The organism is Streptomyces sp. UNOB3_S3 (assembly GCF_020740895.1).
In the GTDB taxonomy this organism is placed as follows: Bacteria; Actinomycetota; Actinomycetes; order Streptomycetales; family Streptomycetaceae; genus Streptomyces.
This window is the reverse complement of the sequence record NZ_JAILXP010000215.1, coordinates 1-12,488: the sequence shown is the minus strand read 5'-3', so window position 1 is coordinate 12,488 and position 12,488 is coordinate 1. Positions and strand designations below refer to the sequence as shown.

Annotated in this window: 10 protein-coding genes and 3 pseudogenes; 7 read left to right on the top strand and 6 right to left on the bottom strand. The window is 68.6% G+C overall.

Going from position 1 to position 12,488, the window contains the following annotated elements; translation table 11 throughout:
• The first annotated feature begins 456 nt into the window (after positions 1-456).
• Entirely contained in the window at positions 457-936 is a 480-nt protein-coding gene (locus tag K6I33_RS22210; protein WP_229355767.1) for a hypothetical protein, read from the top strand.
• Positions 937-1,286: 350 nt separating this feature from the next.
• Positions 1,287-1,547, top strand: a complete 261-nt coding sequence (locus tag K6I33_RS22205; RefSeq protein WP_229355765.1) for a hypothetical protein — start codon at positions 1,287-1,289, stop codon at positions 1,545-1,547.
• A gap of 287 nt (positions 1,548-1,834) precedes the next feature.
• Here K6I33_RS22205 and K6I33_RS22200 read toward each other — a convergent pair whose 3' ends face one another.
• From K6I33_RS22200 to K6I33_RS22180, 5 genes and pseudogenes are all read right to left on the bottom strand, one after another.
• Positions 1,835-2,875: a vWA domain-containing protein gene (locus K6I33_RS22200; RefSeq protein WP_229355763.1), complete on the bottom strand. Its 1,041-nt coding sequence runs from the start codon at positions 2,873-2,875 to the stop codon at positions 1,835-1,837.
• Positions 2,876-3,722: 847 nt separating this feature from the next.
• Positions 3,723-4,121: a hypothetical protein gene (locus K6I33_RS22195; RefSeq protein WP_229355761.1), complete on the bottom strand. Its 399-nt coding sequence runs from the start codon at positions 4,119-4,121 to the stop codon at positions 3,723-3,725.
• Between the two features lie 282 nt (positions 4,122-4,403).
• A pseudogene (locus K6I33_RS22190) lies at positions 4,404-4,715 on the bottom strand (class I SAM-dependent methyltransferase); the annotation flags it as partial.
• 260 nt (positions 4,716-4,975) lie between these two features.
• Positions 4,976-5,815, bottom strand: a complete 840-nt coding sequence (locus tag K6I33_RS22185) for a class I SAM-dependent methyltransferase (protein ID WP_229355759.1) — start codon at positions 5,813-5,815, stop codon at positions 4,976-4,978.
• A gap of 496 nt (positions 5,816-6,311) precedes the next feature.
• Positions 6,312-7,244 (bottom strand): hypothetical protein, encoded by a 933-nt coding sequence (locus K6I33_RS22180; RefSeq protein ID WP_229355757.1) that lies wholly within the window; start codon positions 7,242-7,244, stop codon positions 6,312-6,314.
• 438 nt (positions 7,245-7,682) lie between these two features.
• On the opposite strand from K6I33_RS22180, the gene K6I33_RS22175 reads away from it, so the two are divergent.
• From K6I33_RS22175 to K6I33_RS22155, 5 genes and pseudogenes are all read left to right on the top strand, one after another.
• Entirely contained in the window at positions 7,683-8,120 is a 438-nt protein-coding gene (locus K6I33_RS22175) for a hypothetical protein (protein WP_229355755.1), read from the top strand.
• Between the two features lie 125 nt (positions 8,121-8,245).
• Positions 8,246-9,478 (top strand): NAD(P)/FAD-dependent oxidoreductase, encoded by a 1,233-nt coding sequence (locus K6I33_RS22170; protein WP_229355770.1) that lies wholly within the window; start codon positions 8,246-8,248, stop codon positions 9,476-9,478.
• Positions 9,479-9,608: 130 nt separating this feature from the next.
• Positions 9,609-9,908, top strand: a pseudogene (locus K6I33_RS22165) (sigma factor); the annotation flags it as partial.
• A gap of 545 nt (positions 9,909-10,453) precedes the next feature.
• The gene (locus tag K6I33_RS22160; protein WP_229355753.1) at positions 10,454-11,287 is read left to right on the top strand and encodes a PP2C family protein-serine/threonine phosphatase; all 834 of its coding nucleotides are present in this window, start codon (positions 10,454-10,456) and stop codon (positions 11,285-11,287) included.
• Between the two features lie 54 nt (positions 11,288-11,341).
• Entirely contained in the window at positions 11,342-12,337 is a 996-nt protein-coding gene (locus tag K6I33_RS22155) for an MASE1 domain-containing protein (protein WP_229355751.1), read from the top strand.
• Positions 12,338-12,370: 33 nt separating this feature from the next.
• Here the strand turns inward: K6I33_RS22155 and K6I33_RS22150 are convergent.
• Positions 12,371-12,488: pseudogene (locus tag K6I33_RS22150) on the bottom strand (IS5/IS1182 family transposase); the annotation flags it as partial.

The following is a 12,488-nucleotide window of genomic DNA, read 5'->3' as shown; positions in this document are numbered from 1 at the left end:
GGCCCGATCCGCTCCCACAACTCATCCGACACGATCCACGGCGATGCCCCCACGAGCCGGACAACGCTCAACCCGCCCGTCAGACACGGCAACCAGCGTCAACAGATCTCATTCTGTTAGCTGTTGTTAGGGGGGTAATCGGAAGTCGATGCCGGGCCGCCCTGTGCACTGCGGCCGTCGTGGTCGGCAACGTGTTGGTCATGGTCGGCGACTATGGTGAGCTCGGCGGGCGCAGTGGCGCGGGTATGCCGTCACACCTGTGGCCCGGCGGTGGACAGGGCGGCACGGGGGCCGACCGTGGGGAAAACCGAGAAGGCGTTGCTCGACCGGATGGATGCCGAGCAGCGGGTGGCCGGCTGTCTCGTTCCAAAACCGGCTGATCTGTTCATCGGCCTGCGCCCGTAGGGTATGTGCATATCACGCACACGCATCACCGTCACTGCTCTCACGGCCTTCGTGAGCCTGGCCGCTCTCACCGGCTGTTCTTCGGGTTCGGAGGATGAGGCTGGCAAGCCTCTCACCAAGCAGTTCGAGCAGGGCGAGATCACTCAGGCGCTTCCTGGCCCCGGCGAGGTGCTTCCTGGATGGGAGCCGTACAAGGGCAAGCGCGTGACCTCGGAGGGGATACACAAGAGCGCCTACGCCTCATGGAAGGGCACGGAGCGGAGCAAGGAACGGACCCCCAAGAAGACGGTAGGGGACGAGACGGTGTTCGTCGTGAACCCGGGCCTGAGCGAGAACTCGGTCCATGGCTTCAGCCGCTCCGGCAGCGTCAGTATCCGGGTGGAGCTCCAGGGGACCGGGGGCGACACTACTGGTGTCACTGGTGTCCAGGACATGCTGGCCGCCACGCTCAAGCGCCTGCAGCAGGTCCAGGACGGCAAGCGCGCCACAGCCACGGCGGGGGACGAGGCAGCCAAGGCCTCGAAGAAGTAACCCCTGCACAGGAGCAGGTCGGCGACCCGGAACCGAGAATCGCCGGGGTCCAGGCCGGCATGCGCGACGAGGTGGCTGTTAGTGGGGTTCGGCGCCGGGCAGCGGTAGTGGCACCTTTAGGGTGTTCTATATGCTGTTTCCTGTACATGCTCTTGCCCACCGGCCGTTGACGGCCGGGGCTGTTGCTGAACTTGTGGGTCTCCCGGCCGCGCCTTACGTCACCGACAGTTTCGACGCAGTCGATGTCGAAGTACAGCGCCGGGGGTGGTCCTGGGAGGACAGCCTGGAGCGGCCGCAGGCCCTGCACGGACCAGGATTGTGAGGCCGTACTCGCACAGGCGGCGCAGGTGGTGACCGACCACCTCGGCGCACCCCCTGAGCGGACGGTGCTGTCCTCCTCGGCCATGGTGGCCGGGCCCGCACTGACGAACCGTGTCTGGCGCACCCCCACTCACGCCCTGATACTCGGGCCGGCAGCCGACAACGGTCCCTACGGCTACCTCACCCACCTGCAACTGTCCTGCACCCCCCTCTCCTGTGGCCCCGAACTGCCCTCCGCGGACGACGAGGACGGACTGGACGACTGGATCGCCACACACATCGACTGGTGACGACGCCATCGGCCGGGACCGCACCCCATGCCCCCTACCAGCCCGCCGCTCTCCGGCACCGCAACAAGTCCGGGCTCGGCACCCAGACGCTTTTGGTGTGGTGAGCGTCGTATTCCCCGGCGCCTTCCACAAGGTCACGTGGGCGGCTGTGGCCACTGCTGCCCCTGCGGCGTTATCGCACCGCTTGTCCGCCCGAGCCGCGTCCGTATTCTGTGTCGTGCTCGGGCGGCGGGTGGCGTGCTGCCGGAACGCTGAAGCCTCCGCGACCCGATGGAGTTCCCGAGACGTCAGTGCATGAGCAACAGCCTCGTGTTGGTGACGAGTTTGCGGTTGACGCTGGTGCTCTGCACGAAAATGGTGAAGTCGTCGTTGTGGTCCGGCTTGATGCGGATTTCCATGTCGGGCAGGCCGAGCAGGGCCCGGGCCTCGGGCCCTGTGTAGACCTGGTCGGTCTTCTTCTCCAGTACGGCGATCTGCTTCCGTGCCTGGATCTTCTCCGACTTGCTCAGCTGGTAGAACGCGCCACCGGTGCGGTAGGTGTGCCCGGACTCGACGACCCAGTCCCGGATCGCCGCGTCACGAGCCACCGGAATCAGCTCGTACTCCGACGGGTCCACCGGGGTGAGGCCGGCCGCCTTGATGGTGTCCTCGTTGACCGCCTCCGCACCGGTGGAGAACACCGTCCGCGATCCCCGGATACCGCGGGTGCGGCCCACCATGAATTTTTCGGTGGCTTGCTGGATGACCTGCCCGGCTTCTTCCAGTCCCTGTGTGCTGGTGGCGTCCCAGATGGCGATGTTGTCCTTCGGGAAACCGAACCGCATGGCCTCGTGCTTGCCCATCTGGTCCGGCACCAGGACGGCCAGCGTCCAGTTGTCCTCCTGCGTCTCGATCATCCCGGCCACGGCCTCGGCCAGTGCGCGCGGATCCCCGGCGGGGGCGTCCGGGCAGCGATGGCTCGCGTTCTCCTGCCCGTCGGTGAGGACGAACGTCAGGAAGCTGTGGTCGCCGTACAGCTGAGCCGTCTGCGCCAGTTCCCGCTGTGACTTCAGCGCGGCCGCCAGCAGGGCCGTCATCCCGCCGACCCGGTACAGCTGCTTCAGCGACGGCATCCGCAGCACGTCCTTGTCGTAGATGACGCACTCCACCTTGTCCGCGAAGACGTACACCGTGACGCGGGTTTCCTGGTCCAGCTCCCTCGACCGGCGGGCAAGGTATGCGATCTGCTGATCGGCGACTTCGACGACCTTGCGGCTCAGGTGCGACATGGACGAACTGGCATCCAGCACAAGAGCGACGTGATTGATGTAGTTCTGGTTCCCGGACATAACAGCTTCCCCTCGTTCCGGCTCGATGCTCCTACCGTCTCACCCACCACTGACAATCCGTCCTGGATCCGGGAGCGGACGAAGAGCCCACCCGGCCCGCGGCCCGGCCGGGAGGCGGCACGAGGCCCCGGGCACTGTCACAGCCCGGGGCCTGTCCGTGCACTGGCGTGTCCGGCGGGTTCAAAGGCTGGCCGGTCGTTGCTCGTGCCCGTTGTATGCCCGGCTCCCGCAGTGCGTCCAGCTGGTCCTTGCCGGGTTGGTCCCTTCCTGAGCGGGCGTCCGATTCCCATGCACCCAGCCTGATGACCACCCGGTGCGCCCTGGCCTTCGGCCGTGTTCTCCTCGCGGTGCTCTCGGGATACAGGCCGGTGCTTCACCGGTCGGCTCATGGCGCGCGGGCTGCGCGGCGAGGCCGCGTCGGAGTGCCCGCTGAGCCTTACCCGGCCCCTTCCTGGGGCCGCTTGGCCGTAGGGGCTGGGGCCGGGGCTTCCAGTGGTGGAACGCCCGGCCCGCGAGCCGCTTCTGCTGTTCGGCCGAGAGCTGTGCCCGGGCGCCCGGTTCGTATGTTGTCGGTGGTGACGAAGGAGGGGGCTGCTTTCATGACGTGGTGAGGGGCCTATGCGGCCGCGTGCTGTGATCAGGCTGGGGGAGGGCGAGGTCCGCCGACTGCTGGAGTACTGACGGACACGGGCTGGGGACTGCTGGCGTCGTCATCCAGGCCGGCCTGTGGTGAACAGCTGCGGCGGGACGTCGGCCCGAGGGGCCGGTACTGTCCGGCGGCCTGTCGTTGTTCGCGGACAGCCTCTGATCAACTTTTCGGGAAGGCACCACAGACAGTCACCACGCCTTATGCGGGCTCTGGAAGCTGGCCGAGGAGTTTGGTCACGCGCTCGCGTAGAAGGAGGTATTCCTTCCAGCGGCGGGGCAGCGGGCCGCACGGGCGCTTGACGACACGGGCAGCCGTGACCGTCTGCCCGTGCTGGAACTGCTCACGTGTGAGGTCCAGTTCCGCTCCGCTGGGCAGCCGGTTCCACCAGTGGAATCCGTGCTGGACCCCGTCCAGGTGCACGTCGCCGACCACAAGGTCGCCGCCGAAGATGTCGTGGACGATCAAGGATGTGATGTCGCAGTGCCCCCAGGCCGGGTTGCCTGGCTGCCAGTCGGCCTGGTTGTCGGGCGAGCAAGTGTCGGCGGCCCAGCTGGTTCGCAGGGCCTTGTCGAGGTCGAGCAGGTTCCAAGGGATCACACCGCCAGGATCGCGGCCACCACTGACATTCCCGACGACGAGGCACGGCGACGTCCGACCTCTCATGGGCCGCCGAACAGGCGTGACTCGGCGTCACGTTGATCTTTGAGCGGCGGGTCGGGTGTCCAGGTACTTCGGAAGCTGTTTCCCCGCCTCGGCGGAGTCACCGTCGAGGACGTCACCGACGCCGGTGGCATCGTAAGGGGCGAGGCCCCGCGTCCTGCTCGCCCTGGAGACGCTCGTGCCTCGGGCCGAGCGGCCTCACACCGGGAACGAGCCCCGTCAGGGCGTTTCGGGCTTGCGGTCCAGGAGGCAGGCGTGCGGTCGGTTCACCCGTCCGCCGGGCTCCTGCTCCAGTCTCGCGGTGACGACGAGCCCGGCCCGGCCCAGCAGCTCGACCATGCGGTCTAGGGGCAGGAGGTACGACTCGTAGGACACCGGACGGCCATAGCCGTGGGTCGGCTGCAGCCGCTCATCGCCGACATAGTCTCCCCAGAGCAGGTAGCCGCCGGGCGCGAGCGTGCGGTGGAACTCGGCGAACACCGCCGGCAGCCACTGCGGGGGCGTGTGATGGGTGGAGTACCAGGCCAGGATGTGCAAGGACCTCGACGCTGTTACCGCTGGCCTCACTCTCAAATGAAACAGTAGCCCTGTCGAAGGAAACTCATGATGCTGAAACGGCAGGCCGCGCGAACGTCGACCTACTCCGCCTCCGCGCCCTTTTCGCTGCATGACGGAGGTGACTGTCCGTGGGGCCTTCTCGAAAAGTTGATCAGAGCCGATCAGGGTGTCCGCTCACAGCCGTTCCGGGCTGTGCAGCCAACGCGTTCCCCGCCTGATGGGGGTTGTGGTGTTTAGGCGGTGGGCCGGGTGGCTGTGATGACGTAGTAGTCGAGGATGCCTTCCTCGTATGCGCGGAGGAAGTTGCGGGGCCACGCGTCGGGTCCGGAGACGTGAGTGATCCAGCGGTCCCAGCCCTGCCAGACGGCCGGTCCGATCGATGTGGCTCGGGTGTGTGTTAGCCCGGCCCGGGTGAGGGCGTCGGTCACGTGGGTGACGGGGTGGGCGAGGTCGAGGCCGTTGGCGTAGCAGTCGAGGAGCGTGGCGAGGTGTTCGGGGTGGCTGGGTGTGTCGTCGGTGGTGAAGAAGCTGGCGATCACGGCCTGTCCGCCGGGGCGCAGCACGCGGGCCGTTTCGCGCCCGAAGGCGTTCAGGTCGGTGAAGTGCTGGGCGGCTTCCACGCTGTAGAGGAAGTCGAACTCCTCGTCGCCGAAGGGTATGTCCTCTGCCGCGCCCTGGACGAAGCTGAGGTGTTCTGGCCGGTCTGTCAGGAGGCGGGAGTTGGACTGTCGGGCTCGTTCGGTCTGTCGTGGGTGGATGTCCATGCCGGTGATGTGTGCGAAGCCGTACTCCTGAAGTGCCAGTGCGGTGCCGACCCCGGTGCCGGAGCCGACTTCCAGCGCCCGGGACTGCCCGGTGGGTGGCTGGGCGTTCAGGACGTGCCGGTACATGTCCTGCTGGCTGCGGACGCGGTCTTCGTGGGAAAGGCCGGAGCTGATGTCGATGGCCTGCCAGTGGCCGAAGTTGATGAATCCTCCGGCGAAGATGGGCTTCGTGCCGAGGTCGTCTGCTCCGTAGGCCTCCTGCACTGCGGGCGGGATCGGCCACTGGTCGTGCTGAGGGTCTCGTATCAATTCCGGTGCCTCCTCGAGGGCAGGGCGTATCGCCCTTCGTGCATCAGACATGTGGCGGGGAGCGGGTCGCAGTCTAACGACGTGAACCGGTGGTGTCCGCCCTGTCTTTTGAGGCCCTTGAGGCGTATGGAGCCCTTGGGCATGGTCGCAGGTGGGGACGCGCTCTGAGTCGTCGCGACGGGGGAATGACGCCTTCCACCGGTAGCCGACCGGCTGGCTGGCTCGTCGGCATAGGAATCCCGGTTGGGGTGACCCCGCGGCTTCGGGTTCCGTGCCGGTGCCGTCCGCCGAGGTGTGGCGACCGGCGTTTTCGGCTGCTCCGGTACCGGGTAGGGAACGTGACGGCGTGCCCCGGCTACTGGCGTCATGGCTGACATCATGTCGCCTGGGTGCTGCTCACCTGTGACGAGGTGTGTGACTGAGGGCTGCCTCGTGTGTTCGCTTGTTCAGAAGTCGGGTCGCCCGGGGGTGTGGTTCCCCCGGGCGACCCGACTTCTCAGAGTGCCAGCCGGTACTGGTACCGGCGGCCGGTCACGTGCGCGCCCGTCGCGGTGAGTGCCTCCGCGAGCGTGCCACCGCCGTATTCCTGGACCTCCAGGGACATGACGCCCGGGTGGTCGTGGCGCAGCCGCTCGACGAGGGTGGCCAGGAACGCGGTCAGTGGTCCCGCGGTGACGTCCCGGCGGCGGAAGACGGCGTCGACCGTGGCCTCCTCGCCCTCGACCACGGCGGTGACCTGGGCCGCCACGGCTCCGTCCGGGGTCAGGAGATCCAGCGTCACCTGGGGGAGCGACGGCAGGTCGGTGAGGAGCTCCGCCGTGTCCTCCGGGGAGTGGGGCTGCCCGGTGACGGCCGTGTAGAAGTCGGCGTACGCCGCCAGGTCGCGGCCCTCGGGGGACTCGAGGGCCGTGCGGACGGTCACCGGCGGCAGCCCGGCCGGAGCGGTCCACGTGATCAGTGGCTTCACCGTCCAGTACCGGCCCAGCTCCTCGTGCTCCGCGACACCGAGTTCCGCGTGGGCCTGGGCGCCGAGGTGGCCCTCCGGGTCGTCCCAGTACAGCGCGGTGTACCCGGTGGCGCGCGCGTGGTCGGCCGCGCCACGCACGAGCCGGAGCGCCACGGCCTGGTCCTCCGGTGTGACCTCACGGGTGACGTTGTGGCCCTGGACGATACGTTCCCGTTCCCGGGAGGCGACCAGCCACAGGAGGTCGGCCTCCGCTATACCGTCCGGCTGCTCGTACGCCTCCGCCCAGCCCAGCAGGCCGCCGTCCGGCTGCCGGGCGACGACGAGCCACGCCGGGCGCTGCCCGCCGGCATCCGCCAGGTCGGGCACGGGCACCGGCAGACCGGCGAACAACTCCTCGGTCAGGCGGGTGTCCGTGTCCGGATCGCGGCCGTCCATCACGCTGATGTCCATCGTCGGGTCCATCGGACGGCTGTCCTCTCGTCGCGTCGTTCTCCGTGCGCTGGTGAAGACGAGTGGCCGGGCCAGTCTGCCTGAGCCAAAAATGAAAAATGTGCCAGCCCTGCCTCACCTGCCCCAGGCTCTCTTGTCGACGTCGCGAACGCCTGCGCAGGATCGCCCGGCAAGCGGCCTGTCGGTCGCGTGCTCCCGCTACCGGGTCCGCCAGCAGACCACCGGCATGGAGGCCGCGCTCGTCGCCCAGGAGGCGGTGGAGGTGCTTGGAGGAGCAGCGGGACTGACCGGACTCCGTATACCGGTTGCCACCAGCCTCTCCAATCCCGTTCCAAGCGGTCCTCGGCCTCCCGTCCCCCCACACCCGGGCCGGGCGCTGGTCACGTGGTGGCCGTCTCCTGTGCAGGTGCAGGTGCAGGTGCAAGTGCGGCAAGTAGGGAGCGTCGGCCTGTGCCGGTGCTGCGGCAGGTGGGTCCAGTCGGCTTCGGGGTGTTGTTCGGACAGGGTGTCGACGTCGCGGTGGAGAAGCAGGGCGACCTGGTCCGGGTTGGGCTTCGGGTATTTGTGGTCGCGGCTCAGGCCGAGCAGCAGGCGCGGCCCAGCGCGATGAGTCGTTCGACCGCGAGCGTGGACACCGCCGGGCGCCTGGCCGTCCTCGTTCGGGTGCCCAGCGCCGTCGCCGGCCGGTTCGCCGCCTCGTACGGGCTGATCGGCTCCCGCGGCATCGACGCCCGGACCGCCCCGGCGTCCAATGCCTACACTGCCGCCCGCGACCACTCCGTCGGCGACACATCCGGCCCCGGGCGTGATCTGCCTCACAGGCTGTCACAGGGATCGGCCGCGCGGTGTCTTGAGGCTGAACCCCTTGAGACAGAGGAGACAGCATGACCGAGAAGATCGAGGCGGTCGTGATCGGCAGCGGATACGCAGGTGTCAGTTCCGGCCAGCCATCGGGGCGCCGCTCCACGCGACTCACCACTGACCGGGAGCAAGCGGGCCGACAGGAGCAACTCATGAAGCACCGCGTCGTCGTCCTCGGCGCCGGCTATGCCGGGGCCTACGTGGCGGGGACCCTGGCCCGTCGGCTGTCCCTGGCGGACACCGAGATCACCGTGGTCAACGCCGAGCCGGACTTCGTCCAGCGGCTGCGGCTGCACCAGCTCGCGGCCGGTCAGGAGATCGAGGCCCCGAAGCTCGCCGACGTCTTCGTGGGCACGGGGATAGGGCTGCGCCTGGCCCGTGTCACCGCCGTCGACCCCGAGCGCCAGGCCGTCGCCGTGGCCGACGCCGCCGGCGGTGTCGGTGAGCTCGGCTACGACACGCTTCTCTACGCGCTCGGCAGTCACGTCGCCGACCACGGTGTCCCCGGTGTGGCCGAGCATGCCTTCGACGTCGCCGGCCGGCCCTCCGCGCTGCGCCTGCGCGAGCGCCTGGACAGCCTGGGCAGGCGGGGTGAAGGCGGGAGTGTGCTGGTCGTCGGTGACGGGTTGACCGGTATCGAGACCGCCACCGAGATCGCCGAATCCCGGCCCGGACTGTCGGTGACACTGGTCGCCCGCGGAGAGCTGGGCGCCCCGCTCTCCGCCGGAGCCCGCAGCCACCTGCGCCGGGCCTGCGACCGGCTGGGCATCACCGTCCTGGAGCACACTGAGGTCGAAGCCGTCGAAGCGACGCGGGTGCTGTGCGCCGACGGCACCGTCCTGGCGTCCGACGCAACCGTATGGACGGCCGGGTTCGCGGTCAGCCCCATGGCCGCCGTCGGCGGGCTGGAAGTCACCGAGAACGGCCGGATCGTCGTCGACCGCACCATGCGGTCGGTCTCGCACCCGAACGTCTACGCCGCCGGAGACAGCGCCTACGTCATCGGTGACAACGGTCGGCCGCTGCCGATGTCCTGCGCTTCGGCCGGTTTCACCGGCATGCAGGCCACGGCCGCGATCGTGGGGCACCTGACCGGCCGCAAGGTCCCGAATACCAAGCTGGTCTACCCGGGCAATCACATCAGCCTCGGGCGACGGGACGGGATCCTGCAGATGGTCGACGGCGAAGCGCAGGCGAAGCCGACGTACGTGGGTGGCCGGAAAGCCGCGCGGATCAAGGCGGGCATTCTCAAGATGTCGCTGTGGACCACCTCGCACCCGACCTTCGGCCTGCCCAAGCGCAAGCGCCGTCTGGCCGCCGCGCCGGATCTGTCCGTCGAGAAGACGCTCCGACCCCTGAAAAACGGAGGAGCCATCCATGGCTGACAACACCGATTTCGTCGTGCACACCTGGCCCAGGTGACCACCGCCGGCAACTGCTGCAGGCCGTGCACGAGGCGTCGGCCAACGCGGGACGGGCAGCCTGACCACGCATTCGGGGGAGGGAAACCGGGAGATGACCGACCACACCACCGCCCAGAAGGCGACCGGCATCTTCGTCGCCCATCGCAACCTGCTGTTCACCGTCGCCTACGAGATGCTCGGCTCGGCGGCCGACGCCGAAGACGCCCTCCAGGAGACCTGGCTGTGCTGGGTCAAGGCCGACCTGGGACAGGTGCGTGACCAGCGGGCGCACCTGGTGCGGATCGCGACCCGGCAGGCGTTTAACCGGCTGCGCGCCATCAAGCGCCGCAGGGAGGCGTACGTCGGCCAGTGGCTGCCCGAGCCGCTGCTCACCACGCTGGACATGAGCGATCGCGACGCGGCCAGGGAACTGCTCTGGCGATTGAGGATGACGCACCCCCAGCTCACCCAGGTCTTCGCCGGCCGTGCCTACGCCGGGCAGCTCGTCAGCTGGGCGGGCGACCTCCTCGACCTGCGCCTTCGCACCGTCTCCCGGCCCAAGGGCGCGAAGGGCTTTGTCGTCGTTCCCCACCGCTGGAAGGTCGAGAGGACGCTTGGCCGGCTGATGAAAGCCCGCCGCAGCGTCCGGGACTACGAGCGTTTGCCCGAACATGCGGAAGCACACCTGACGTGGTCCCTGATCACCTTGATGACCCGGCGCCTGGCCCGCGGGAGCCGGCTCCGCAACGACAGCTGGGACAAGACGCCGCACCCGAACGGCTGACCTCAAGCCACTCGGGACGGGGTGCTCCGGCCTTGGGGGTCATCGGCACAGCGGATATCGGCAGTCGCGCCGCGAGCCCTCGACGGCAGCCGTGGCGAAAGCTCCAGCCCCGAATATGATGAAAATAGATCTATTGTAGCGAATATGCTCTTCGGTAGTTTCTCGGGAGGGTTATGGCCCGGAGCCGTGACAAGCGCTCTGATGCGGTCGACGACCTGCTGACCGCGCTCGGCCGTCTCAGCGACCAGGCGCTGGAGCGGGTGGAACTGCAACAGGCCCGGGTGGAACTCGCCATAGCGCTGCAAAAAGAGCTCCTTCCTTCTGCTCTCCCGACGGTGCCGGGGCTGCGGAGTGCTGCGCGGTATGCGCCTGCCCGCCACGGTCTGGACATCGGTGGCGACTGGTACGACGGCTTCCGGCTGCCCGACGGCGCTCTCGGGTTTTCCATCGGGGACGTTCAGGGCCACGATGTTGAGGCGGCCGCCTTCATGGGGCAGATCCGTATCGGTCTGCGTGCCGTGGCCGCTGTCGTCCCAGACCCGGGGGAGGTGCTGAGTCGCACCAATGACCTGCTGGTATCGATGGAGTGCGGGCTCTTCGCAACCTGCACCTTCCTCCGCGTCGATCCGGCTACCGGGGAAATGAGCGACGCACGGGCCGGCCACGTCCCCGCCGTCTGGGCCACAGGCAACGGCGACTGGGGCGTTGCCGAGGAGGAGGGCGGCCCGCCCCTTGGCATCCTGCCCGCGCAGGAGTACCCGGTGACACGGCGCCTCCTGGCCGACGCGGAAGCGCTCGTCCTGTTCACCGATGGCATTGTCGAGGGGCCTGCTTTCCCGATCGAGGCGGGGCTGGCAGAAGTGGCACGCCTGGTCAGAGCCCGGGTCCACGCCGACCCCGGCGAGCTGGCCGACGAGGTGATCAAGATCGCCGATCTCACCGGTCACACGGACGACGCCGCGGTCCTGGTGCTCAGCCGTGGCCCCGAACCGGCCGAGCGCGGGTGACGGCGGCCCCCTGGCGCGTGTCACCGACGGGCCTCCGGCCGGTCAGGCTGTCTGATGGCCGCTGTGGTGTACAACGAGGACATCAGACGGCTGAGCGCGGCGAGCCTTCGGATCCTTGCCGTCAGCGCCGCCTACTACGCGGCCAGTGAGGCCAGCCTGCTGCAGCGGGTGCTCCCCGCCGGCGTGGTGATCTGCCCCTTCTGGCCACCCACCGGCGTCTCACTGGCCTGCCTGCTCCTCCTGGGGCCGGGGATCTGGCCCGGCATCGCCCTCGGCCACCTCGCCGCCTCTGTGAGAGTCGGCCTACAGGTTGCCGACATCGGGATCGTGTGCGGGAACACCCTCGCACCGGTCTGTGCGTACCTGCTCCTGCGGCGGGCGGGATTCCGCACCGAGATGGACCGGCTGCGGGACGGGCTGACACTGGTGTTCCTCGGCGCCATGGCCGCGATGTTGATCAGCGCGACCGTGGGTGCCGGTTCCCTGGCGCTCACCGGCGCGCTGCCGAAGGCCGACTTCTGGCCGGCCTGGTCGGCGTGGTGGACGGGCGACGCGCTGGGCGTGCTCGTCGTGACGCCGCTGCTGTTGCTCGCGAGCCGGGCCCGGTGGCCCAGGAGCGTCCCTTTCTTCCGGTGGACGGAGGCGACGCTCCTCCTCACCACGACGACCGTCGTCACCCTGCTGGCCACCAGGACCACCCTGCACCTGCTCTTCCTCATCTTCCCGGCCCTCATCTGGGCGGCCCTGCGCTTCCAGCTCGCCGGCGCCGCACCCTGCGCCCTGATCGTCTCCGTCATCGCCGTCACAGCGGCCACCCATCACACCGGCCCCTTCGCAGGCCGTGGCCTCCTCGCGACCATGGTCACACTGCAAGCCCTCAACGGCTCCGTGGCATTGACCGCACTGCTGCTCGCGGCCGTGACCACCGAGCGGAACAACGCCTATCTCAGGATCAAGCAGGCTTGTAAAACGCTGACTGAGGTCGTGGCCCGCCTGAGCCCCAACGAGACCACGGGTAATCGGCCACCGCCGGAGGAGGAGTGCCCTTAAGGAACGGCGAAGCCCCCACTGGAGTAACAACAGCTAACAGAATGAGTTGATCTGTCTGAGGGTGATGAGGCAGCAGGCGAGGCGGAGGAAGGCTTCATGGATGTCGGCTCGTCGTTCCCAGCGGATGCGGAGGCGTTTGAAGCCATGCAGC

What these genes read in the sequence shown, in the direction of transcription:
- K6I33_RS22155 (WP_229355751.1), top strand. Translation starts at nt 11,342, where the DNA reads ATGGCCGCTGTGGTGTACAACGAGGACATCAGACGGCTGAGCGCGGCG.
- K6I33_RS22180 (WP_229355757.1), bottom strand. Translation starts at nt 7,244, where the DNA reads ATGGACCCGACGATGGACATCAGCGTGATGGACGGCCGCGATCCGGAC.
- K6I33_RS22160 (WP_229355753.1), top strand. Translation starts at nt 10,454, where the DNA reads ATGGCCCGGAGCCGTGACAAGCGCTCTGATGCGGTCGACGACCTGCTG.
- K6I33_RS22200 (WP_229355763.1), bottom strand. Translation starts at nt 2,875, where the DNA reads ATGTCCGGGAACCAGAACTACATCAATCACGTCGCTCTTGTGCTGGAT.
- K6I33_RS22170 (WP_229355770.1), top strand. Translation starts at nt 8,246, where the DNA reads ATGAAGCACCGCGTCGTCGTCCTCGGCGCCGGCTATGCCGGGGCCTAC.